At 41.5% G+C, this 24,204-nt stretch carries 25 protein-coding genes; 7 read left to right on the top strand and 18 right to left on the bottom strand.

The features are described 5' to 3' along the window. Positions 1 to 240: 240 nt before the first annotated feature. On the top strand, positions 241 to 861 hold the full coding sequence (gene safA, locus ACXQIQ_RS16825) for a SafA/ExsA family spore coat assembly protein (protein ID WP_439301231.1): 621 nt from the start codon (positions 241 to 243) through the stop codon (positions 859 to 861). Positions 862 to 1,007: 146 nt separating this feature from the next. Here safA and ACXQIQ_RS16820 read toward each other — a convergent pair whose 3' ends face one another. The 8 genes from ACXQIQ_RS16820 to ACXQIQ_RS16785 form a co-directional block, all read right to left on the bottom strand. Further along, positions 1,008 to 2,228 carry an MFS transporter gene (locus tag ACXQIQ_RS16820; RefSeq protein WP_439301992.1) on the bottom strand — a complete coding sequence of 407 codons (1,221 nt, stop codon included), beginning with the start codon at positions 2,226 to 2,228 and terminating at the stop codon, positions 1,008 to 1,010. Positions 2,229 to 2,316: 88 nt separating this feature from the next. Further along, a complete protein-coding gene (locus ACXQIQ_RS16815; RefSeq protein ID WP_439301232.1) occupies positions 2,317 to 2,655 on the bottom strand; it encodes a hypothetical protein in 339 nt (112 codons plus the stop codon). Positions 2,656 to 2,785: 130 nt separating this feature from the next. Continuing rightward, the gene (locus ACXQIQ_RS16810; RefSeq protein WP_439301233.1) at positions 2,786 to 4,219 is read right to left on the bottom strand and encodes an alanine/glycine:cation symporter family protein; all 1,434 of its coding nucleotides are present in this window, start codon (positions 4,217 to 4,219) and stop codon (positions 2,786 to 2,788) included. Positions 4,220 to 4,433: 214 nt separating this feature from the next. Further along, positions 4,434 to 5,198 (bottom strand): enoyl-CoA hydratase-related protein, encoded by a 765-nt coding sequence (locus tag ACXQIQ_RS16805; protein ID WP_439301234.1) that lies wholly within the window; start codon positions 5,196 to 5,198, stop codon positions 4,434 to 4,436. Positions 5,199 to 5,211: 13 nt separating this feature from the next. Next, positions 5,212 to 6,363 (bottom strand): thiolase family protein, encoded by a 1,152-nt coding sequence (locus ACXQIQ_RS16800; RefSeq protein WP_439301235.1) that lies wholly within the window; start codon positions 6,361 to 6,363, stop codon positions 5,212 to 5,214. A 27-nt stretch (positions 6,364 to 6,390) separates the two neighbouring features. Beyond that, entirely contained in the window at positions 6,391 to 7,236 is an 846-nt protein-coding gene (locus ACXQIQ_RS16795; protein ID WP_439301236.1) for a 3-hydroxyacyl-CoA dehydrogenase family protein, read from the bottom strand. An 88-nt stretch (positions 7,237 to 7,324) separates the two neighbouring features. After that, complete coding sequence (locus tag ACXQIQ_RS16790; protein ID WP_439301237.1) at positions 7,325 to 8,470, bottom strand: acyl-CoA dehydrogenase family protein; 1,146 nt, start codon at positions 8,468 to 8,470, stop codon at positions 7,325 to 7,327. Positions 8,471 to 8,492: 22 nt separating this feature from the next. Beyond that, positions 8,493 to 10,061 (bottom strand): fatty acid--CoA ligase, encoded by a 1,569-nt coding sequence (locus ACXQIQ_RS16785; protein WP_439301238.1) that lies wholly within the window; start codon positions 10,059 to 10,061, stop codon positions 8,493 to 8,495. A 329-nt stretch (positions 10,062 to 10,390) separates the two neighbouring features. Between ACXQIQ_RS16785 and ACXQIQ_RS16780 the strand changes: the two genes are divergently transcribed. Next, positions 10,391 to 10,732 carry a hypothetical protein gene (locus ACXQIQ_RS16780; protein WP_439301239.1) on the top strand — a complete coding sequence of 114 codons (342 nt, stop codon included), beginning with the start codon at positions 10,391 to 10,393 and terminating at the stop codon, positions 10,730 to 10,732. 51 nt (positions 10,733 to 10,783) lie between these two features. Here the strand turns inward: ACXQIQ_RS16780 and ACXQIQ_RS16775 are convergent, their stop codons facing one another. The 3 genes from ACXQIQ_RS16775 to ACXQIQ_RS16765 form a co-directional block, all read right to left on the bottom strand. Then, positions 10,784 to 12,415: an acyl-CoA dehydrogenase family protein gene (locus ACXQIQ_RS16775; RefSeq protein ID WP_439301993.1), complete on the bottom strand. Its 1,632-nt coding sequence runs from the start codon at positions 12,413 to 12,415 to the stop codon at positions 10,784 to 10,786. A 92-nt stretch (positions 12,416 to 12,507) separates the two neighbouring features. Beyond that, entirely contained in the window at positions 12,508 to 12,885 is a 378-nt protein-coding gene (locus tag ACXQIQ_RS16770; protein WP_439301994.1) for a VOC family protein, read from the bottom strand. A gap of 249 nt (positions 12,886 to 13,134) precedes the next feature. Then, complete coding sequence (locus tag ACXQIQ_RS16765; protein WP_439301995.1) at positions 13,135 to 13,923, bottom strand: zinc-dependent metalloprotease; 789 nt, start codon at positions 13,921 to 13,923, stop codon at positions 13,135 to 13,137. Positions 13,924 to 14,506: 583 nt separating this feature from the next. Here ACXQIQ_RS16765 and ACXQIQ_RS16760 point away from each other — a divergent pair. Both ACXQIQ_RS16760 and ACXQIQ_RS16755 read left to right on the top strand, forming a co-directional pair. Then, the gene (locus tag ACXQIQ_RS16760; protein ID WP_439301996.1) at positions 14,507 to 16,042 is read left to right on the top strand and encodes a BCCT family transporter; all 1,536 of its coding nucleotides are present in this window, start codon (positions 14,507 to 14,509) and stop codon (positions 16,040 to 16,042) included. Positions 16,043 to 16,124: 82 nt separating this feature from the next. Further along, the gene (locus tag ACXQIQ_RS16755) at positions 16,125 to 16,739 is read left to right on the top strand and encodes a GNAT family N-acetyltransferase (RefSeq protein WP_439301240.1); all 615 of its coding nucleotides are present in this window, start codon (positions 16,125 to 16,127) and stop codon (positions 16,737 to 16,739) included. An 11-nt stretch (positions 16,740 to 16,750) separates the two neighbouring features. Here ACXQIQ_RS16755 and ACXQIQ_RS16750 read toward each other — a convergent pair whose 3' ends face one another. After that, on the bottom strand, positions 16,751 to 16,972 hold the full coding sequence (locus tag ACXQIQ_RS16750; protein ID WP_439301241.1) for a hypothetical protein: 222 nt from the start codon (positions 16,970 to 16,972) through the stop codon (positions 16,751 to 16,753). A 128-nt stretch (positions 16,973 to 17,100) separates the two neighbouring features. Here ACXQIQ_RS16750 and ACXQIQ_RS16745 point away from each other — a divergent pair, with 128 nt between their 5' ends. Beyond that, positions 17,101 to 17,898 (top strand): VLRF1 family aeRF1-type release factor, encoded by a 798-nt coding sequence (locus ACXQIQ_RS16745; protein ID WP_439301242.1) that lies wholly within the window; start codon positions 17,101 to 17,103, stop codon positions 17,896 to 17,898. A 70-nt stretch (positions 17,899 to 17,968) separates the two neighbouring features. Here the strand turns inward: ACXQIQ_RS16745 and ACXQIQ_RS16740 are convergent, their stop codons facing one another. The 3 genes from ACXQIQ_RS16740 to kynU all read right to left on the bottom strand — a co-directional run bounded on the left by ACXQIQ_RS16740 (position 17,969) and on the right by kynU (position 20,664). Continuing rightward, a complete protein-coding gene (locus ACXQIQ_RS16740; RefSeq protein WP_439301243.1) occupies positions 17,969 to 18,304 on the bottom strand; it encodes a L,D-transpeptidase in 336 nt (111 codons plus the stop codon). Between the two features lie 188 nt (positions 18,305 to 18,492). Continuing rightward, a complete protein-coding gene (gene kynA / locus ACXQIQ_RS16735) occupies positions 18,493 to 19,347 on the bottom strand; it encodes a tryptophan 2,3-dioxygenase (RefSeq protein WP_439301244.1) in 855 nt (284 codons plus the stop codon). 30 nt (positions 19,348 to 19,377) lie between these two features. Beyond that, positions 19,378 to 20,664 (bottom strand): kynureninase, encoded by a 1,287-nt coding sequence (gene kynU, locus ACXQIQ_RS16730; RefSeq protein WP_439301245.1) that lies wholly within the window; start codon positions 20,662 to 20,664, stop codon positions 19,378 to 19,380. Between the two features lie 137 nt (positions 20,665 to 20,801). Here kynU and ACXQIQ_RS16725 point away from each other — a divergent pair, with 137 nt between their 5' ends. After that, positions 20,802 to 21,416: a TetR/AcrR family transcriptional regulator gene (locus ACXQIQ_RS16725; protein ID WP_439301246.1), complete on the top strand. Its 615-nt coding sequence runs from the start codon at positions 20,802 to 20,804 to the stop codon at positions 21,414 to 21,416. A gap of 160 nt (positions 21,417 to 21,576) precedes the next feature. Continuing rightward, on the top strand, positions 21,577 to 22,914 hold the full coding sequence (locus tag ACXQIQ_RS16720) for a DUF2254 domain-containing protein (protein ID WP_439301247.1): 1,338 nt from the start codon (positions 21,577 to 21,579) through the stop codon (positions 22,912 to 22,914). 41 nt (positions 22,915 to 22,955) lie between these two features. On the opposite strand, the gene ACXQIQ_RS16715 is transcribed toward ACXQIQ_RS16720, so the two are convergent. The 3 genes from ACXQIQ_RS16715 to ACXQIQ_RS16705 form a co-directional block, all read right to left on the bottom strand. Then, positions 22,956 to 23,372 (bottom strand): hypothetical protein, encoded by a 417-nt coding sequence (locus ACXQIQ_RS16715; RefSeq protein WP_439301248.1) that lies wholly within the window; start codon positions 23,370 to 23,372, stop codon positions 22,956 to 22,958. Positions 23,373 to 23,613: 241 nt separating this feature from the next. Next, positions 23,614 to 23,820 (bottom strand): transcription initiation factor TFIIIB, encoded by a 207-nt coding sequence (locus ACXQIQ_RS16710; protein WP_439301249.1) that lies wholly within the window; start codon positions 23,818 to 23,820, stop codon positions 23,614 to 23,616. 69 nt (positions 23,821 to 23,889) lie between these two features. Then, complete coding sequence (locus ACXQIQ_RS16705) at positions 23,890 to 24,096, bottom strand: hypothetical protein (protein WP_439301250.1); 207 nt, start codon at positions 24,094 to 24,096, stop codon at positions 23,890 to 23,892. Positions 24,097 to 24,204: the final 108 nt, after the last annotated feature.

The following is a 24,204-nucleotide window of genomic DNA, read 5'->3' as shown; positions in this document are numbered from 1 at the left end:
TCTCATCATTTGTTGAAATCGACCGCATTATATCACTTGTGTCAGAAAATTTTGACTCAAAAGGAGCAATTTGATGATAAATCGTACATTTGGTTGAGTCTGTATGAATCTTGGACTAAGTAAAAAGGATGGATTAACTTCATTTTAGTATTCATTCATTTTTGGTAAAATATTCTTTTCCAAGACATAGGAAACAATTACCGGTTTCATAGTTTCATAGGACTATGTAATACTTTTAGTATGAAAACACTTACAAAACTACTCACACTATTGTTGACTGTCACTCTAGTCACGGGTATTCATAATGAAGCATCTGCTGCTTCTACACATACAGTTAAATCTGGAGATACGATGTGGAAAATTGCATCCTATTATCAGATTGGAACGTCTGAAATCATCAATGCCAATCCACAAGTCGAAAATCCAGATCGCATTTATCCTGGGCAAAAATTGAACATCCCTGATAACAGTGGCGTTCGGTCTATCGAAAAGCAAGTCGTTCAGCTGGTGAACGAAGAACGTGCGAAACACGGACTACAACCACTGAAAGAGAATTGGGAGCTTTCAAGAGTTGCCCGGTATAAATCAAAAGATATGATTGAAAACAATTACTTCAGTCATACGTCCCCGACTTACGGAAGTCCGTTTAAGATGATTCGAGATTTCGGAATCGACTATCGGACAGCTGGGGAAAACATTGCGGCTGGTCAGCGCACAGCTGAAGAAGTCGTGAATGCGTGGATGAACAGTGAAGGTCATCGTAAAAACATCCTGTCCGGCAGCTACAAAGAAATTGGCGTAGGATATGCTAAGGGAGGGAACTACGGACACTACTGGACACAAATGTTCATCGCTCAATAATAAAGTAACGGAAGGCTGCCCTAAAAGCTTGGGGCAGCCTTTTTAAGTTCTCTATCTACCCTCATCACATCTTCAGCGACATTTGCACCCCAATATAAAGAAAAAAGAGCTTGGATTTCTTTCCAAGCTCTTTCATCCTATCCTTATCAAGATTCCTTTGCCCATTGATCTAATGTAGTGTCCTTCGGAAGTAAAATGGTCAATAAGCCTAGTAGCGGTAGGAAGCTGACGGCAAACATCGTAAACGAGATGCTTGTTACGTCTGCCATTTTTCCAAGCAGTACGGACCCGAGTGCACCTAATCCAAATGCTAATCCGACAATGAGTCCGGAGACCATTCCGATCCTACCGGGTAAGAGTTCTTGAGCATAGACGACGGTTACCGCAAAGCTCGTATTCAAGATGAACCCGATCAGGAAGAATAAGGGAATGACGACCCATAATCCAACGTGAGGAAGCACCAATGCAAGTGGTGCTGTCCCTGCTAAAGACCAGAAGATCATATTTCGCTTGCCTAGCCTGTCGGCTAACGGCCCTCCAAAGAAAGTACCAATCACACCAGCAGCCATAAAGATGAACAAGTAAATCTGTGCCTGGCGGATCGTCAGTCCATAGTCATCAATCAAGTAAAACTGATAGTAGTTTCCGATGCCGGAAAAATACCATGAGCGGGCAAACACGAGAAAAATCAAAACGATCAGAGCGAAGATCACTTGCTTTTTCCGCTTGATGGCAATACTCTTTTTCGCTTTCGATTTTACTTTTCCTACTCTTGGAAAATGAATGAGCTGCTTGCTGTACCAACCAGATACATAAAGTAAAACAAAGATGGCAATCGCTGCAAAGGAAGTGAACCATATCGCTCCGAATTGTCCTAACGGTACGAATACGAGCGCTGTCATAATCGGTGCTAGTGATGATCCTGTATTACCGCCGACTTGATAGATGGATTGAGCGAGTCCTCTCCTGTTTCCAGCCGCCATATAAGCAACACGTGATCCTTCTGGATGGAAGACAGCTGAACCGAGTCCAATTCCGATGACGGAAAGGATGATATAAGGAAAAGATGCCGCATAGGCAATACCTAACATTCCTAGTAAACTTGCCAGCATACCAAATGGTAAGAGATATGGAGACGTCGAGCGGTCTGTATACCAACCAACAATAGGCTGCATGACCGATGACGTAATGTTCAACGTAAATGCAATCCAGCCTAACTGTGTAAAACTCAGTCCCATTGAGCGCTCCAATATGGGGAATATAGCAGGGATGACAGCTTGCATCGAATCATTCAGTAGATGGACGAAACTGATTGCAAATAGAATTGAATACATGGTCGTTGCTGGTTTTTGAGTAGAAGCTTTCATTGTTTCAACTGCCATATGAGTTCCTTCTTTCGTCTGTCATATGGCATTTAGCATACCACTTTTTGACATGAAGCGGTATAGGATGTCCTTACTTTCGTAATTGGATCGGAATAATTGAATCTTGCGGTTCGTTCTCGACTTGCTCATCTACTAGTTGTAATTGCAACCTCAAATCCTCTTCATCAAATGGAAAACGTTCTATCTCATCCAACTGTTCCAAAAATTTTTTATGCAGCTTCTTATACCCTGCCCATTTTTTCTTTTGGGCTTGTTCCATCAATGCAGACAAAGTAGCAAGAGCCTTCGCGATGGAGCGGTCATCACCGTCTAGCAACATTTCGCGACTGATGTGATGACACTCTACATAGTCTTGCTTCACGTTAAAGGTTTGTATGTAGTTGTTTATTCTTTCAATTTGTGCATTCATTTGACCAGCCTCCCCGTTCATTACGTATATGCAATACCCGGATTTGATAGGGTGTAAATCACATTCGACTAAATTTTTCATAAAAAAAAGCTGGCCATGAAAGACCAGCTTTTTCAATTAAAAGTGAAAACTATTCGTTAGAAGCTTTCTGTCTGTATTCTCTTTCTTCGTCCCACACTTCTGTATTGTGAAGACCAATCGTTCGAGGATCAAACAATGGATCTTTACCTTCACGTTTCTGTGCAAGATAATCTTTCAATGTGGCGAAGGCAATCTTACCAAGCATGAAGATGGCAATCAAGTTGACGAGAGCCATCAATGCCATGAACAAGTCAGCCAGACTCCATACGATCGCAATTTTGGCAACAGAACCGAAGAAGACCATTCCGATTACCGCTAGACGATAGATGAACATCCAGCTCTTATTACCAGACCGCATGAAGCCGATATTCGACTCTCCATAATAGTAGTTTCCAACAACTGAACTGAATGCAAAGAGGAAGATGAAGACAGCGATTGTAACGCCAGCCCAATCTCCTAGATGTGAATTCATCGCTTGTTGCGTCAACTGAATTCCATCCTCTGACCCTGTATATACACCCGAGAGAATAATCATGAATGCAGTAGCTGAACAGATCAGAATCGTATCCGTAAATACACTCAATGTCTGGATCAGTCCTTGTTTCGCTGGGTGGGATACGTTGGCCGTAGCAGCAGCGTTCGGCGCACTACCCATACCAGCTTCGTTGGAGAACAATCCACGTTTGATACCATTCATCAATGCAGCACCAATTCCTCCACCGACGGCTTCTTCCAGACCGAATGCACTTTTTACAATCAATGCAATGACAGATGGAAGCTCAGTGATGTTCACAACTAGGATATATAATGCAATCAATAGATAAATAACAGCCATGAATGGAACAATCGTTTCTGCCACTCTAGCGATTCGTCTAATTCCACCGAAGATAATAACTGCGACGATTGCACTTAGAACAATGGCAAAGAAGAAACGATTCAATCCAAATGATTGTTCGAAAGCTAGTGAGATCGTATTAGCTTGTACTGCGTTGAAAACAAGTCCAAATGTGAATGTAATCAAGATTGAGAACAAGATACCCATCCAACGCTTGTTCAGACCCTTTTCCATATAGTAGGCAGGTCCACCACGGAAACCGAAATCATCTTTGACTTTGTAAATCTGTGCAAGCGTACTTTCAACAAATGCGGTAGCAGCACCAATCAAAGCAATGATCCACATCCAAAAGACCGCTCCGGGTCCACCTAGTGAAATCGCTAGTGCTACCCCTGCAAGGTTTCCTGTTCCCACACGAGAAGCGGTACTGATACTAAACGCCTGGAAGGATGAAACCCCACGCCTTTTTTTGTCTTTCGACACAGTCGCTCCTTCTCCAAGAAGCACGACCATATCCTTTAGCATTCGAAATTGTACGAAATTGGTTCGGATTGTGAAATAAACACCTAAAATCAATAGAAGTGCAATTAACACATAAGTCCATAAGAGGTTATTTCCCCATCCGACTATCGTTTCTAACCACGACACAATAATTCACCTCAATAAGTAGTATTAAGCATACCGTCCTTTATTGTATTACATCACTAAACAGGTTGTCATTGGGGATTCCTGGTAATGCGGTGTATGTATGCTCAATATCCTTTTCCACATTTCAAATTGAGATAAACTTCCAATTATTTTAGAATAATGAAAAAAATCAGGAAACCACCTGACCGGTGGTTTCCCTGGCTGTTTGACAGTGTTACTTCATCCGATTCAGAAAGGCCTGGATCCGTTGTTGATGTTCCACTGTTTTCCGCATTTTCCCTTGAGCTTCACTTTCCAAATCTAATATTTTGGTTAATTCTAAGACTTCCGTTGCGTTCAGAATGAGCTTGGATTCGATTTGAGCTTGATGAGGCTGTTGTATAATCGTAGCTGCAAGGTCATCAGCAGCCTCCAAAGGGGCTTCATCCACAAGATGATCGACAATTCCTAGATCATTCGCCTCATTAGCACTGAATGTTTTTCCGTTCCATATCGCGTGTTTTGCCTTTTGATATCCGATTCTTTTCTTCAATAAAAAGTGGCATCCTCCATCAGGAACAAGACCTACTTTAATAAAGTTCAATCCAAAACTCGCTTGGGGAGATGCAACAATATAATCAGATGCTAGTGCAAGGCTGAAACCGAGACCTGCGGCAGGTCCTTGTACGGCTGAAATGACCACTTTTGGTAACGTGTACACTTTGAGGATCATTTCTTTAACTTTCCCCATGATTTCCATGAATAATGGGTCAGAAATACCTGCACTCATCGATTGGATGTCTCCACCTGATGAAAAACCTGCACCTGCTCCAGAAATGATCACGACTTTTTGGTCACTTTCAGCGATTTCCTCCAAGCGTTCAATGATGCTCTCTACCATTTCTACATTCATAGCGTTCAGCCGCTCAGGTCGATTCAATTCCAGGTGGACGATGTCATCTTTTACAGTCATACGAACGGGTTCCATAGCAATATTCATAAAACTCCTCCTTCTATAATCGTTCAATAATCGTGGCAGTTGCCATTCCATGTCCAATGCAAATAGTGAGTAGTCCATACTTGCCACCTGTACGCTCCAGTTCGTGCAATAAGGTCGTCAACAACTTTGTCCCAGTCGCTCCAAGTGGATGCCCCAATGCGATGGCACCTCCATTCACATTGACTTGATCAAGTGTATATCCGATTGCTTTATTCCAGGAGAGCACAACCGGTGCAAAGGCTTCATTGATTTCCACAAGATCGATATCTTGAATCGACATACCTACTTTGTCCAACACTTTTCTAGTCGCAGGAATCACACCATCGAGCATCATTGTCGGATCAGAGCCAACGACAGCTCTTGCTACGATTCTTGCTCGTGGTTTCATTCCCAATGATGCTGCCTTTCCTGAACTCATCAGTAATACGGCTGCCGCTCCGTCACTCATTTGACTCGCATTCCCCGCAGTAATGACCCCATCAGGCTTGAACACAGGCTTTAAGTTCGCCAATGCTTCCAGCGAAGTATCTTTCCTCGGACCTTCATCATCGGTTATCTCAAGCGAATTCCCTTCTGGATCAACACCCATCATCGGAACGATTTCACGCTTAAATCTACTTTCTGCTTGAGCTTTCAAGGCACGCTGATGGCTCTCATATGCATATTGATCAAGGTCTTCTCTTGATAAACCATATTGGTCTGCAATCAGTTCGGCGGATACACCTTGATGGACGAAGTTGTATTTTTCCTTTAATGAGGTCGGGATCGTATTCTCATTACCATCACTCAAAATCGGCACCATCGTCATGTTTTCTACACCAGCCGCAATAGTGATATCCATATCTCCTGCCAAAATTTCTTGGGCAGCGAAGTGTAAAGCTTGCTGTCCTGATCCGCACATACGGTTAATTTGCACAGAAGGGACCTCTACAGGAAAACCAGAATCGAGCGCAGCTAGACGACCAATGTTGAATCCCTGTTCTGAGTGTGGTGTGACGCAACCCATTACGATATCTTCAATCAAAGATTTCTCAACGTTGGCCCTATTCGTGACCTCATCCAACACTTTTCCAGCTAAATGTACCGGATGGGTGTTTCGGAACACACCCTTTCGTTTTCCAATTGCTGTCCTTACAGCTTCTACAATGACGACTTCTCGATTCATTCCGATTCCCTCCCGATGTCTTTTCAATTATTCATACGTATAAAAGCCTTTTCCAGTCTTCACTCCATGATGGCCAGCCTCGACAAGCTTCCTTAAGATTTGAGGCGGGCGGAACCGGTCTCCAAACGCTTCAACCAATCCTTCACTGGCAAACAGCATCGTATCTAGTCCGACATAGTCTGCAAGCTGTAGAGGTCCCATCGGATAGTTCAGTCCAAGACGGACCGCTTTATCTACGTCCTCTAATGAAGCAACACCTTCCTCATAGATCCGCATACACTCCAACATATGAGCAGATAATGCACGCGTGGTGACAAATCCTTGTGCATCTTTCACTAAAACCGTCTCTTTACCTACTTCACTTGAAACGTTTTCCACCGCCTTGATCGTCTCATCAGACGTATCGATTCCTTTGACGATTTCTATAAGCTTCATGATCGGAGCAGGGTTGAACCAATGCATTCCAATGACTCTGTCAGGCCGATTCGTTGCAGAAGCGATTGAGGTGACACTGAGCTCTGACGTATTCGTAGCAAGAATTGCATCAGGTGAAGCAAAACGGTCCAATTGTTCGAAAATCGTTTTTTTCAACTGTAGATTTTCCGGCACAGCTTCAATAATCAGATCACGGTCCTTGCATGCTTGTTCAATAACTAAAGTAGTTGTGATGTTGGACAACGTGTTTGTAACATCATCTCGTTGGATATGCCCTGCTTTTTCAAGTCGACTTAAGCTTTTTTCTATTTTCGATTGAGCCTTTGCCAAGGCTTCTTCATTTATATCCTGTAATATCACTTGTTTGCCTTTCATCGCCATGGCTTGGGCAATTCCGTTTCCCATCAAACCAGCGCCGATGACTCCAATTTTGTTCATGAATCACAGTCTCCTTTATGAATCTATGTATATGATAAAAAGAATGGGGGCTGATCCATTCGTCATGTATAGACCAGCCCTACAGGCTCTACAAACCTAGTTCCTTTACGATAATCGTCTTCATAATCTCATTCGTACCAGCATAAATGGACGCTACCGGTATGTCTCTATAACGCCTTGCAATCTCATATTCTTCCATATAGCCGTATCCGCCATGTAGTTGCATACACTCAGTCGCAACTTTACGAGCCATTTCTGTAGTCCAATATTTCGCCATCGATACTTTTTTTACCACGTTCTCTTTATTAATATGTTTTTCAATCAGATCATCTAAGAACGTTCTTCCGATTTCCACCTCTGTGGCCATTTCAGCTAATCTGAATTGAACGGTTTGAAAATCACTGATTTTTTTCCCAAAAGCATCGCGACTTTTCACATATTGAATCGTTTGTTTCAGCATGACCTCTGCTGCCGTGACTGCTTCAATTGCAACAATAAGCCGTTCCTGCTGAAGTTGTTGCATCAAGTAATAAAAACCTTTTCCTTCTTCGCCTAGAATGTTTTCAACTGGGACTTTCGCATCCTCAAAGATCAGTTCTGCTGTATCCTGGCTATGAAGTCCTACTTTATTCAGCTTCTTGCCACGTGAAAAACCTGGTGTATCCCGATCCACTACAATCAGACTGATGCCTTTGTGAGGAGGAGTTGCTTTCGGATCGGTTTTACAGACGACAACAACGAGATCAGCGTGAATACCATTCGTAATGAATGTTTTTTCTCCATTTAAAACGTAATGGTCCCCTTCCTTGACAGCTGTCATCCGAATGCCTGCTAGATCGGACCCTGCGGAAGGTTCAGTCATTGCGATAGCAGTAATAAATTCCCCACTGATGCACTTTGGCAGCCAGCGTTGTTTTTGTTCTTCTGAACCATATTCTTCAATGTAGGGCGTCACGATATCGTTATGGAGTCCGATTCCTACCAAGCTTGACCCGACTCGTTCCATTTCTTCAAGGAGTACGACAGAGTATGCGAAGTCGGCGTTCAATCCTCCATATTTTTCATCAACCCAAGGGCATAGAAAGCCATTCTCCCCCATCTTTTCCCAAAATGACCGGGGGATCACCCGATCTTCTTCCCATTGGTCATAGAACGGGTAAGCTTCTTTCTGAAGAAACTTACGAAAAGCCTCTCGAAAAATGTGATGCTCCTCTTGCAAGTATCTAGCTGTCACATGAACCCCTCTTTCCTATCTCTTACGGCGTTTGTGTTTCGCGGTCACGCTTAAATTGGTTCTTAAGTAAAAACTTCTGGATTTTTCCGCTCGCGTTTCTTGGTAGATCTTTTACGAAAATATACTGGCGAGGACGTTTATAATCCGCCAAAGCTGTACTGGATTTGCAGAATTCTTCTAATTTGTCTTCGTTCAGACTTTCATCTTTTTTCACAATGATGGCGGTTACTCTTTCTCCCCACTTTTCATCAGGTGTTCCAAGCACGGCTACATCAAGCACACCTTCATGTTCATAAAGCAAATCTTCTACTTCCCGAGGGTACACATTCTCTCCTCCGGATATGATCATGTCATCGACACGATCAGAGACATAGAGGTAACCCTCTTCGTCCATGTATCCAAGATCACCTGTATGATACCAACCTTTGTGCATAGCTGCTTTTGTTGCATCTTCGCGATTATAATAACCGACCATCATACTTGGTCCTTGAACAATGATTTCGCCAATTTCACCTGGAGGTAGAACATTTTCAGGTTCAGATGGACCATGTTCATTCGGTCGGACGACCCGTACTTCATGATTCAAGAATGCTTTTCCTGCCGATCCAGCTTTCGTCAACTGTTCATCCTTAGAAAGGAAAGTGATCGCTGGTCCCATTTCCGTCATGCCATACGCTTGGATGAGATCGACACCTAATTTTTCTTTGCACGCTCTAACGAGTGCTGGTGCCATCGGTGCTGCACCATATAATCCATACTTCAAGGTACTCCTATCATATGAAGAAAGGTCCTGCTGCAACATCATATTCCACATCGTCGGAGCTCCGAAGAATACGGTGATCTTCTCTCGATCCACAACTTCCAACACTTGTTGAGGATCAAAGTGATGAATGATTACATTTGTCGCCCCAATATGAACTCGTGGTAAGAAGCAACAATGAAGCTCTGCACAATGGAACATAGGCGCACCGACCAAACCGCGATCGTGTTCTGATATGTCGATCATGGCGATACATGCCAAGCTCTGTTCCACCATGTTCCTATGACGATGCATCACACCTTTTGGTCGACCAGTTGTGCCACTCGTATACATGATTGCGTATAAGTCGTTTTCATCTACCTCAACGTTCGGTTCTTTGTCTGAACATGCGTTGACTCGCTCATGATAATCAATGGCATAAGCAGGACACTTTTCACTGATACACCAGAAAGAAGTACCTTCGAATTTTTCTTGAATTGCAGCTACATGAGGTTCTAACATTGCTTCAAAAAGAAATACCGTAGGCTTAGCATCCTCTAAAATATAAGCGACTTCCTGAGCCTTTAATCTAAAATTGATGGGGTTTAATACTGCACCAATTTTAGCGCAAGCAAAAAATGTCGTAGCGAATTCCATGTTGTTAAATAAATAAGTAGAAACTCGGTCTCCTTTTCGTACCCCTGACTCCATTAATGCATTTGAAAGCTGATTCACTTTTTCATTCCATTGTTGATAGGTCCAACGTTGATTCGTTCCTGCATCCACTAGTGCTTCTTTTGTCGGAAACTTTTGTACGGTTTGATTAAACATCTTACCAATCGTTACATACATACTTGTTCCTCCTTTTTATCAATCGAGAATGTCTTTTTCTCCTCGGGCACTGATGCTAATTGACTACGAATCCTCCTTATCTTGAAATCTACTTAATTAATTCTTTATACATAGAGCTAAATCCTACTAATTTTTGAATTTTCGTACTATTGAAGAAATAATGAGGTAAAATTGTAGAAATTTAATATAAATAGGGTTAATTGTCGAATAAACGGGGTAATAACTTAGTAAACAAATCACAACACATAGACACAAATCAAGAATAACGACGAACTTTTGAACTATGAACTAAAACCATACAAACACCAAATGGATAGGAGGAATTCGATATGAGTAGCCTAAAGCTACCGATTTTCTACAATGGAGATTGGGTTAAGGGGAAAACGATCAATGATGAGATCATTCAAGGATTTATTCATTCGATTCATCCTGCTAATGGTACGGTTAAGATTGTTGTCACACAATCCGATAATAGAAAGATTGTGAGTAAAACAATCGAGACGTTCATCCACAGGATCCAACCTTTAACAGAATCAATTGATGATCAAGAAGTGTTCCTTGAAAACCTTATTGATGTGGCTCTATTAACCAAAGATAAAGAATGGTTTTTAGAGGTTTGGGATCGACTCAATGAACTGAGAAAAGAAAAAGAAACGACGATGCCATGCTAAGTGGAAAATAGACAGACCTCGACTAAAGGGCTGTCTATTTTTTTGTGACCGTCATGTCTGGTTTATACGCTTACCGAGCATAGGCTGTGATGACGGATTCATGAATACATCAAAAAATTGAAGAGGTAGCGCATCCACATCCACCGCATCTTCATCCCAAACCTGCTTGCAGAACTGACGGGCAATAAGAAGTTTTCGTTCGCCTCCATTCATTGCTTCCGTAAATGCGGATCCACTCAAATATAGATCCGTCATTAGATTTGCAATTTTTTTTGCGTGATAGGTTTGGGTCTTCGGATCGAACTTTTGTACTTGTTGGATGAAATCATCCATGCGCTTTAAACCGGTTTTGATAGGTGAAAGATAAGGATGCAGATCATCAGGAATGTCATTCAGAAGCTTCTCTATATAGGTTGTGAAGATTTTAGCTCCATTGTATTTGTTAATTAACCTCAAAACTTCCAAGCCAAGGATATTGGCTGTACCCTCCCATACTGTCAGCACTTGTGCATCTCGTAAAAGGCGAGGTGTTACGAAATCCTCAATATATCCATTCCCTCCATGCATTTCAATCGCTTCGTGTGAAAAGGTGACTGCTTCCTCAGCCGTTCTCATTTTAACCAGTGCGATTAATAGTCGATGAAGTACTTTTTCATCATCTGCTACATGACCGCTATCCTTTTTCATGACTCGATCGAAAAGTGATATCAAACGGAACAATGCTCCAAGCTGAACTTCTTGTCTACTTGTCAGATTCACCAATGTCTCTTGGATCATCGGATAGTTTGATAATTTATTCCCAAAAGCTTCTCTTTGATCTGCATATCGTTTTGCTTCCAGGATCCCTCTTCTCATGATTCCGACTGAAGCCACAGCATTACACACTCTAGAGAGATTCAATGCTTCCATCATATAATAGAAGCCTTTTGTCGAGTCACCAATCAAATAAGCCATAGCCCCTTCAAATTCCACCTCAGCAGAAGGAACAGCCCGAACACCTAATTTATCTTTCAATCGCCGTATTTTAATATTGTTCAACGACCCATCTTTGTTCCTCCAAGGGACTAGGAATAGACTCAACCCTTTCGTTCCCTCAGGTGCTCCTTCCATTCGGGCTAAAACCGTTGCCACTCCACAAGCTCCCGCATTACTGGCAAAGTACTTTTCACCAGTAAGACGATAATGGTCACCGTCTTTGATAGCTACTGTCTCATTCGCGCCAACATCCGATCCACCTTGACGTTCTGTAAGGAACGTAGCTCCTTCAAAAAGCTCTGTTTCTCCAGTAGAAATCACATGTGGAAGGAATTCTTCTTTCACTTTCTCATCTGCATAATGGTCCAACAAATATGCAGTTGCCATTGTCAATGTCACAGGACAATAGAAACCCGCTTCTGTCTGGGAAAGAAGATAACCTTGGGCATAAGAATAGATGTAATTTCCTTTCTGGTTCAGTTCAGGTATTTCTTTATGAACATAACCGACAATGCCAGTGTTGTACGTTTCCTCTACTGTCTTTTTATAACCCTCATTCATCCAGACATGTGATATGTCATTTCCAAATCGGTCATACTTGATTAATCTAGGTTGCCCTTCCCGGTCCGTATGAGCGGCTCTTTCGTCAATTTCTGTCCCACATCTTTCTCCAAACTGATCCAGTTCAGTAAATGCCCAATTTTTCATCGGTCCCTCTAAGTATTGGTTTAAGACAAATTGAAGATTCCGATCTTCATTAAAGAAATTCACAAGAACACCCCTTCCGATTTAATTAACGATCATTTCGTAATCTCACTCATAAGAGCGAGTACATTGCCATCTAGATCCTTGAAAAATGCCATCCAAAGTTCATATTGGCCCATGTCTGCAACCATGTGAGGTCTACTCGTAAAAGCAACCCCTTCTTCCCTAAATTGTTCATATGTACCTTGGAGATTTTCTGTCTTGAAATAGATGACAGAACCAGGGTGGTTGAATGATTCATCTTCAGGAACAGAGAGCATCAATCTAATCCCGTTACAATTAAAAAATGCCATATTCTCCATAGAAAATAATAATGGTAGCCCGAGTGTGTCACGATAAAAACAAACCGCTTCCTCGACATTCTTCACGTTGAGATTGATCTGACCGATTTCATTCAAAGATAGTTTCTGCATCTTTTCCACAACTTCAGCCTCCTTAAAAATCTATTAACTCTATTATAAAGGACAGTCTTTTGTTATCTAGTAATTTTTTACATTTCATTCAAAAAAAAGAGCTGCGTATCAAGGTGTACGCAGCAAAAGGTGTGTTTGAACAGATCGATTAGAAGATCATGTTTTCATTATACAGAACATATGTTCGTTTGTAAAGTCCTATCCAAAAAAAGACACTCACCAATAGGATGAGTGTCTCTAGTAGACCGATTAGCTACCGTACCAGTATTCGTTTTGTTCAATTTGATTGTCGTGCTCTTGATGCCAGTAGTCCACGCTATAGGAATAATCATAGTTCATGATACAACGGATCCCACTTCCTTGTGGATCATGGCCAAGTCCAAAGTTATGAGAGAACTCATGTTGAGCTGCATGCCATGTATTCGTAGTACCTTGATCCAGATTTACACTGAATGCACTTCCGCTTGGAGCAGAAGAGTAAACGTAGGCGATTCCTCCTGCATCGAAATTTGCATCACGAGTGAATCCTACAACAAAGTCATAACTGTACCCGCTCCAATCGTTGCTAAGGTCAGATAGGATTTGAGATGCATTGCTGCCTTGTGAATACCAATTCCCTACTGCTTGCACTTGGAAATCGATGTCATGGTCACGATAGAAAGCATTGTCTGCGCTCTCGACAGCGTTCTGGATCCGTGTTTGCCAATCGCTGTATTGAGCTCTATATTCCTCATCTGCAACCGCCAAAACCGTTACGACTCTGGTTGCAGCTGCTGCTTGCATCATCGATTTGTTGTTCAAGGTATTGCTTTTGAATGTTCGTTTCCCGATTTCTTTCCCTTGAGCATTCAGAATCTTTGCGTTGGAAGTTGATTCGACTTTTGCAGGCTTCATGCTTCTCTCATTCGTATTGTCTTTTGCTTTTGGTAGAACTTCGACTTTCGGTGCTTCAGTTGTTGGTGCTCCCTTTGCGTCGGCCATTCCTGGGACAAGTGCTACGGACAATGCTAACGACATGGACAAAATTCCTTTGGACAACTTCAAAAAAATACCTCCCCAAATTTTTAAACAATTGCGCGCGCTATACTAATAGGAATTGTCTATTTGTAGGGAGATTTCCTTCTTTATGAAGTTGGGAAAGCTGCCTTAAATGAACAGCTAGATTAGCGGGATTTCAACAACATTTTTCCCAATATTCCTTTCGATTCAGTTAAGTAAAGAAACTATCTTGCACCTTTTTACTATTAAAAGTCGAATCTTGTAGTAAGAAGATTTCTGTTATGGTTCAATTCATCTCCATTCAGATTTTTATCACATTGTTGGATGGACAAAATAAGCGGTTCGAGCCCTTGACAGTAACTCAAATAATAATATGACTTTTATCCCTTACCTAATTACATTCTAACTTACTATTAAATTACCATTTATATCTAATAATAATTATTTTATTGGTTTGATATGGTATATAATTACCATGACCACACACTTTGTAAGCGCTTTTATTTTTCAGAAGTTTTAAACAAATAGAATATAAATTTTACATTCGACAGGATTCGTGTAAAATAATAAATCGTGAAAAAGTTATAAAAGGAGTGATTAGGTGGATAAGAAAAACAAGATTATGGATTGGCCGACATTCATAGGCGCTTTCGTCTTATTACTAGCCGTGACGGTTCCTCTGATTGTATTTCCTGAGCAAGGGGAAGCTGTCGTTCTCGCAATGAATTCATTCATGACAGGTAATTTCGGGGTATTATACTTAGTTTTTGGATTAGCCGTACTTATTTTCCTACTCTACATCGCATTCAGTCGATTTGGAAAAATACAGATGGGAAAAGATATCAAGCCGGAGTTCTCCAACTTCTCATGGGCAGCAATGCTATTCTGCGCAGGAATTGGATCGAGTGTCCTATATTGGGGAACGATTGAGTGGGCCTATTATTATTCAAGTCCACCACTAGGAGTAGAGCCGAATTCCACTGAAGCGATTCAATGGGCATCATCTTATGGAATCTTTCATTGGGGTCCGGTCGCATGGGCGATTTATTGCCTGCCGGCACTGCCGATTTCCTATTTCTACTACGTTCGTAAAAAACCTGTACTCAAAATCAGTGAAGCTTGTCGTCCGTTGATTGGTCGACTTGCGGATGGTCCTTTAGGAAAAGTGATTGATGTCTTGTTCATCTTCGGTCTGCTAGGTGGAGCAGGTACCACACTCGCACTAGGTACACCATTGATTGCTGCAGGACTGAACAACATGTTCGGATGGGAAGAAACCCTATCCATGAAGACATATATTCTTGTTGTCTGTACCATCATTTTTGCATTTAGTGCTTACTCAGGTCTGAAGAAAGGTATCAAGGTCTTAAGTGACATCAATTTATGGTTGTCCTTCTTGTTGCTAGGTTTCGTATTGGTTGTTGGTCCCACTGTATTCTTGACAGAAACGACCGTCAACAGCATCGGCTTGATTGCGGATAATTTCTTCCACATGGCAACATGGACAGAACCATTCAACAACTATGGTCCTTTTGAAAAAACCAGCTTCCCTGAATACTGGACGGTATTCTACTGGGCTTGGTGGTTGGTTTATGCACCATTCATCGGTTTGTTCATCGCTAAGATATCAAGAGGTCGTACTGTAAAACAAATCGTTCTTGGAACGATCCTTTACGGTACACTTGGTTGTGTATTGTACTTCGGACTACTAGGAAACTATGGACTATATCTAGAACTTAGCGGAAAGTTCTCGGTCGTAGAAGTATTGAATAACCAAGGTGCACCTGCTGCCATCATGGGTACACTTGAACAGTTGCCACTGGATTGGCTCGTAATACCTGTTTTCATCTTGCTGGCCATCATCTTCCTATCAACAACGTTCGACTCTGGCTCTTACATTCTAGCAGCCGTCGTCCAAAACTATGTGGAAGATGAACCCGTAAAATGGAACCGTCTTTTCTGGGCATTTGCATTATCTTTACTACCATTGATACTGATGTATATCGGTGGACTATCAAGCTTGCAAACGGCAAGTATCGTCGGTGGTTTCCCACTTCTATTCATCATGACGATGCTCGCAGCTTCCTTCGTCAAGGCTGCAGATCACGATCTGCTTATGGCTGAAAAGAAAAAGAAAGAAGCGAAAAAAGCAAGCTGATCCTCTTTAACCATTTCCGGAAATTAAATGCGTAAAACATAGAAACTCTGCCGATTTTCAGTCGGCAGAGTTTTTTATTCATATGAAATGCTATACTTTTAGCAGAAGGAGTGGTTTTGTGTCAATTGTACATATAAAAGGAAACAGGGTTGTTTTGAGGGATTTGACGGTCGATGACCTAGATGATTTATTCTATTGGAATTATGAAGCGACCGATCGTGAACATCTCAAGTGGAACGGACCGTACTATAAAAGACCTTCTCTTGGGAGACAGGAATTCAAAGAAAAGTTCAAGGCAGATTTTACGAATATCGAATTGAATCAGCCAAGGAAGATACTCGTCATTGAAGTAGATGGGAGACTCATTGGAACCGTCAATTGGTACTGGGAGGATGAAGTGACAAATTGGCTCAGTAACGGCATTGTGATCTTTGATTCTCGCTATTGGGCTGGAGGATATGGTACAGAAGCTTTCCAACTATGGACGGATTACATCTTCGAAAGCATGAATGTCGTAAGGGTTGGTATATCAACCTGGTCCGGCAATGTGAGAATGATGAAACTAGCTGAAAAAATCGGCATGATTGAAGAAGGACGCATCCGGAAAGCACGAATCGTAGATGGAGAATATTATGATTCTATCAAGATGGGCATTCTACGGGAAGAATGGGAGCATATGAAGCGAAAGACACCCTAAGGGGGTGTCTTTTAACGTTTTTTAGCGTTCAGAACGGTGATGAAGAACAACACCATGACAAAGAGAATCCCCACAAGAGGTATGCCGATATGTATAGCAAAATATTTTTGAATCTCCAAGCCTTGTGCATATCTTTCAGAGAACAAGTGATAATTAAAGAGATTTATCGTTCCTAGCTTCCAAACGATGTATACAACTAGAATCCAGCTTATGATCAAGGCAAATCTTTTCAAGGTATAAACCTCCATTCAGTAGAATCTACGAAGATCCGAACTTTTGGTTCCGAGTTTTACGTTTAGAATTTTTTTTAATCGGTAATGGATTAGTAGATTCATTTTTCAATATAAGGAGGCAAACGTATATGAGATTCTCCGAAAAGCTGCAAAATCTAGAAAAACAGAAAGCTGAGGGCTCTCAGAAAATTTTATCAGTATACTTAAATACAGACCGTAGCCGCCCTGATCAACAAGGCGGCGAATGGAAAATCAAGCTGAAAAACGGTTTGAACAAATTCGAGGAATACATCGAAGAGATGGGTGACCACGACGAATTGAAGGGTTACCGTGAGTTGAAAGACAAGGTGTATAACAAAATCATTGGAAGAGAACGTGAATTGAAGCGAAGTGTCGTACTATTCGCAACTCCTGATGAAAGCATTTGGATCATGGAAGATTTGCAAGTACCGATTGAAACGTCCTTCCATTGGGAAGACAAGCCTGAACTTGATCAATTGAAGGAATTGCAATCCAACTATCCTTACAGTGGAATCATCGTCATCCATAAAGAAGACGCCACGGTTCTTGAAACTGAGATGGGTGTGCTAGTGGATGAATACCATTATTCATTCGATCCGGATATTGATGACTGGCGTGAACATCAAGGTCCAATGGCTGCTTCTATTTCTGCAGCTGAAACAAACAAAAAGGATGAATTCCAGGAGCGTTTTGAAGAAAACCAAAAACGTTGGTTGAAAGAGTTGAGTTCTAAGATTACCAAAAAGGCGAAGAAGAACAAATGGAAAGAAACTTATCTCATGGGAGAAAAAGGTTATCTGAATGAATTTGAACGTCATCTCCCTATCAAGGAAACGAAGAAAACAGGTAAAAATCCTAGCCGGATGGAACCATCCAAGATCATTGACCAAGTGATTGCTGGATAAAGCTTCATATTAATAACCTCCCCCCTAAATATATGGAAGAGACCGGAATAACCTCCGGTCTCTTTTTGTGTCAATTATGGATCCAGACATTCGTGCCGATTGGAACCAGGTTTGCCAGTTCATTCACATCCTTGTTATACATCCGTATGCACCCTTTTGATACATTCTTGCCGATTGAAGACGGATCGTTTGTTCCGTGTATGCCATAGTGCGGTCTCGACAACCCCATCCACATGGTGCCATAAGGTCCGCCTGGATCAGGTTGTTTATTGATGATTGTATATTCTCCAGTTGGAGTTGGGGTCAGCATTTTTCCTACTGCTATCGGATATGTCTTCAGGAGCCTCGTATGATCGAATAATTTGAGCTGATGTTTTTTCAGCGACACATCAATCCAAAGCGGCATAGGGGATCGCCTCCCTCATTTTAGTTCACTATATGCTTGGAGGGATGCTTTTATTTTCAAGTTGGATTGTGCCGAACTTAGGGAACTTTCTGGTCGACTTGGGGAAGTTTCGTTCTGACTTGTGGAACTTTCCACCAATTACAATAGAAAAAGCAAGTGCATCAGCACGTGCTCTTTATTTTTCAATACTATAGCTCTGTACGAATGTCCCATAGCTCTGGGAAGAAGCGATGGTCAAGGACTCGCTTCAAATAAGATACGCCAGAAGAGCCTCCCGTCCCCATCTTATGACCGATGATTCGCTCTACTGTCTTCATGTGACGGAATCGCCATTGTTGAAGCCAATCTTCTATGTCCACCAATTTTTCCGCTAACTGATATAGGTTCCAATATCGATCAACGTTTCGGTACACTTCGACCCAAGCTGCTTTGACCGTTGGATCCCCTTCATACGTGACGGAAAAATCGCGACTCAATAATTGCGGATTGATTTCAAAACCAGCATTGGATAGCTCTTGAATGGCCGCATCATAAATGCTCGGTGCTTCATAAGCCTCTTTCAATTTCGTATGCAATTCCGGGTCTTTCTTATAAATTTCCAACACGTGCGGTGTCTTGTATCCAAGAGCAAACTCAATCATCCGATATTGATACGATTGGAATCCAGACGCTTGTCCAAGGCTATCACGGAACTCTAAGTACTCAGATGGTGTCAATGTGGAAAGCACATCCCACGCCTGGATGATTTGGGACTGGACCTTCGACACTCGCGCTAACATTTTGAAAGCCGGCTGCATCTCACTGTTCCGAATGCTATCGATTGCTGCATTCAATTCATGCAAGATCATCTTCATCCATAGTTCACTCACTTGATGGATGACGATGAACAACATCTCATCATGATGACCAGACAATCTGGATTGACTAGAAAGTAAACGATCCAGCTGTAAATATTCTCCGTACGTCATGTTTTTCGAAAAATCAGTATGGATCCCTTTTTCTGTTACATACTTCTCTTTTCCTTCTTCATGTTTGTTTCCCATCGTCTCACTCACTTTCTTTTCCGATAACAATTATGCGACTACGCCACGCTTATTTTCATATTGCTTATATTGTTCTTCGTCCATGATCCGTTTCAAGATGTGAATGGCATTCCATACATCTTCAAAAGTGTTGTATAGAGCGGCAGGTGTCAAACGGATTCCATTCGGATTACGGAAATCCGGAATCACCTTATTCGCTTTTAACGCTGTACAGATTCGTGCTGCTTCTGGATGCTCCAAGTACACATGTCCACCTCTACGATGATCTTCTCTAGGATTCCCGATTTCAAAACCATAGTCTTTCAGTTCATGTTCAACGAGATCCATCATGTACTGAGTCAGACGAAGCGATTTCTTACGCAGACGATCGATACCCGCTTCTTCAAAAATCTCGAGAGATCCTTTCAATGGTGCCAGGCTCAACATGTGCGGCGTTCCAATCTGGAAGGCTCCCGCTGTTGTTGCCGGGGTCAATTGATGGTCCATATCAAACTGTTTATTTTTATCAGAGCTGAACCAACCAGCCAGACCCGGTGCTTCCCCAAGGTGTTTTTCGTGGACATAGATTCCTGCTACAGAACCCGGTCCTGCATTCACGTATTTATAGTTGCACCAGAAGGCGAAATCAGCCCCCCATTCACTCAATGCATGCGGCAACGCGCCGATGGAGTGACAGAGATCGAATCCGATCGTGATTCCACGCTTGTGCGCTTCCTCTGTCAGCCGTTTCATGTCTAACACTTGGCCGCTACGATACATGACACTCGGCAACATGATCAACGCAATTTCATCTGTCATCGCGTCGATGATATCGTCTTCTTCCACGATTCTACCATCTGGACTCTTCACCTGCACGAGATGTTCAGCCGGCTCATACCCTTTCAGCTTCAGCTGGCTTTGCAGAGCGAATATATCAGACGGGAATGTCAGTTCATCCGCTAAAATCTTTGTCTTTTTTCCTTCAGGTTTGTAAAATGTCGCTACCAACTGGTGCAAATCTACAGTCGTGGAACCGGTTGCGATGACCTCTTCAGGCTTCGCTCCGACAAGAGGGGCAGACATCTCACCTAATTTTTCAGACATATAAAACCAAGGATTCTCTCCCTCTGTCCATCCACCGATGCCATATTCTTTCCAGGATTCTTTCAAGTTTTCCAAAGACTTTTCTGCACGTTTGGATAATAATCCAAGAGAATTCCCAATTAAATAGATGGAATCTTCTTTTATATAGAATTCATCTCGGAAGGATGCCAATTCATCTTGTTGATCAAGTTGCAACGCATGCTCTTTGGATGCATCAAATGATTGCTTCCCCATTGGATCGACTCCTTTTCTGTATGTAATTAATTTCACTATACAGTTGAAGTTGACAAAGTGTCAATGACATCATGTCATTGACATTCCGTTCCGCCCTTTATAAAATGAAAGCACCTCTTTAAAAGGATGAAAATAACATGACTGATAAGAACGAGAAACTGACAAAAAGGCAGCTGAAATCGCAACAAACTCGTGAAAACTTGTTAGGTGCAGCGAGCCGCATTTTTATCGAACAGGGATTTCAGAAAACGACCATTACACAGATCATCAAACAAGCCGATACCGGATATGGAACGGCTTATGTTCATTTCAAGAATAAAGACGACATTCTCATAGCGTTAATGGAAGATGTCATGAACAAGTTCTATGAAATAGCTGAATTACCTTTCCGTCCATCCAGCCCAGATGATGCATCAACAATGATTCAAAAACAAGTTCAGATGTTTCTGGAAATGGCGAAAGAAGAACAACAGATGTTATCTGTCGTGGAAGAAGCAATTGGACATTCAGATGCCGTCTATCAAAAATGGAGCGAAATCCGGGAAAGATTCATCCATCGGATTGCAGAAGACATCCGTTTCTCTCAACAAAGCGGGATCGCTTATAAAGATGTGGATGCAGAAATGGTTGGAAGAGGGTGGTTCTTTTCCAATGAAATGTACTTATGGGAGATTGTACGGAACAAACCTGTTTCCATTGAATCCATAGTCCATAACCTTTCAACTATGTATGTGAGAGGCTTATACCGGTAATTTTGAAGGTGACTTGTTAATCGTCATCTTCTTTTTATTTTTTATAGATTCTTTTGCATAGTTTGGAAAAAAGACGGGTAGACAATAAGAAGTATTCCTAACAAAGCAGGTGTTACCCATCGAAGTTAAAATGCCGAAGTCTATAAGAAAATATTTCAAGATGTCCAAGAGACAGCGCTGGGAAGAAATAAACGCTACCTTATGGTTTACCCCAGGCATTTATATTTTTCTAGCCATATTATTAGCCGTCTTTACCTTATTGCTTGATTTGAAAGTGGAACTTAGTCAGTATGTCAATGTGAAATTGACATCAGAAGCCCGTCTAACACGTATACTGGTCAGTACACTGATCGGCGGCATCTTGACGTTGAGCGCATTCACCTTCAACTCCTTACTTGTCGTACTGACGACATTCAGTGGCCAATTTTCACCGAGGATGCTGCTGAATTTCGTGTCTGACAAGAAGACCCAACACGTTCTAGGAATCTTCAATGGTAGTTTCATTTACGTATTGACTGTCTTCCTATTCATCAGTAACACCGATGACGAGCGTTATCTTGCCATCCCGATCATCACCGTTTTCTTAGCATTTTTGACAGCTGTCACATTCATTTATTTCATCAATCATGCTACGACGTGGATGCAGGTTCATAACATCACGGATAATATGAAAGAAATTTCGAAGCGAATCATCAATTTCTCGATTCTAAAAGAAGTCGAGCCGTACCGAAGCACTAAAGAGATGAAGCTGGATGACAAAGAATACCCAAGAGATGGCCATCCATTAGACTCAAAAGAATCGGGATATATCCAGTTGGTCAATTTCGTTAAATTGATTGAGATTGCCAAAAGGGACAATCTTGTGGTCCGATTTGAATACGGTGTCGGGGAGTATGTGTTGGAAGGTGCTCCAATCCTTACCTACTGGAAAGAAAAAGAGACCGCCATCAATGAGCTTGAGTACTTGAAAACCATTGAACTTGGACATAAGCAGACAGAAATTCAAGACCTGGAATTCGGGGTCAATAAACTATCCGAAATTGCCATAAAAGCACTCGGGAATAATGATCCAAAGACTGCTATAAACACAATTCATCAAATGTCGGATTTGTTGACCATCATCGCTCGGTACACACATTTTTCTCCTTTTCTTATTGATGAAGATGAAAACATCCGGATTATTCTTAAAGAGGAGGATTTCGAATATTATCTCTACAGAGGTTTTGCTCATATCCGCCACTATGCGGATCGGAATTGGGTCATCATCACAGAAATCCTATCCTCGTTGAAATCAATGGCTAAATCGATGGATAAAGTCTTTCACAAGGAATTATGGAACTTTGCCGTCCAAACGGTAAAAGGCATTGAAAATCATGAAATCTATTACTTGGATCGGAAGTATCTGCTTTCAGAACTATCCCAACTTTCGACTGCAACGGACATGGAAAGTGAATACCAGGAGCTGGAGAGAGCGTTTGACCGAAAATATGAACAATAACGAAGAGCTTGGAATTCCAAGCTCTTTTTTTCATTACAACACTATCTGTTTTTAATCAGCTGTTTATCTAGTTCACGTACACGGTCATAGGAATCAATTAAACGTTCTGGAACCAACTTCCTTCCTCTCCCCCAGGCATTTTCTTCAATTTCCATCTGAAACTTCTCTTTTTCCTCCTCGCCTCCATACATGAGCTTCCTTAAATTCACTTTCTTTGCTTCAAAATAATACCCTGCCATTCGGTAGACAAGGATCTTAACGAAGTTTTCTTCTGTCTCATTCACTTTAATTTGACTTTTATAGCCATTCACCTGAAGGTAGTTGAATTTTATTGTATTTGTTGAAATGTTATAACTCATAGGTACACTCAATTGGTTGTCAAAATCACAATTGATGTTAAGTCTGAGCTCGCCTAATGTTTCATTTATGATTTTTTCAATCTGCCATATATAAAGCATGGAATGTGACACTTCCTCTCCTCGTCAAACTTGTAGGATATAGAGTTGTAAACATACATTTTAAAGTAGGAATCTATTACTCTATATCCTATCACAATTTATACATACTCTTTATTATTAGGGGCGATTTTGCTCAGTTATTTTGATAGATGCATCAAGATGAGCAAGAAGTATCCTTCCCGAAAATCAAAAAGAGCTTGGTTGGAATTCCAAGCTCTTTTCATTCAATAGGGTATCAGGGTTAATCAATCGTCCCTTTAAATTTTTCTGGTTTCGATACATATCCTTCAATGATATAACCACAATCTGTGCAAATGATGTATTCAATGTTTGAACCGGTACTCAACTTCTTCAATGGAGCCATAACAGCATATCCACTATGTTTTCCCCTGCCTAACTCTTTCCCGCCACACTTCGGACATTCTGAAGTGTCCATAGGTTGTTTCATATACTTACCTCCCAAGTCTGACATTGTCCATTTATGTACCAATATTTACGAATGCCTCTATGGTCGGTTTCACTTTTTATAAATGGAATTCAGATGAACAACTAAATAGACGAGACCAATGATCAAAGGAATAACAGGGAAATAATAAACAGACATTTTCATAAATGCAAGAGGCTTCTCTGGAGTACTTATTTCTCCATACATGACAAGTACTCTTACGGCAAAAAAGAGTATTAGAGAAGTGGAAATGTAAATCGCGGATATCACTTGATTCATCGTTCAAAGCCCCCACCGTTTATTTAAAAGACTTCCTCATTCCAATTATTTCAAAAGCAAGGAATATTAACAATCAAATTTTGTGTAAAGACGAAAAAAAGCAGGCAA

It is taken from the genome of Pseudalkalibacillus sp. Hm43, assembly GCF_054170705.1.
This window is presented reverse-complemented; position numbering and strand designations above follow the sequence as displayed.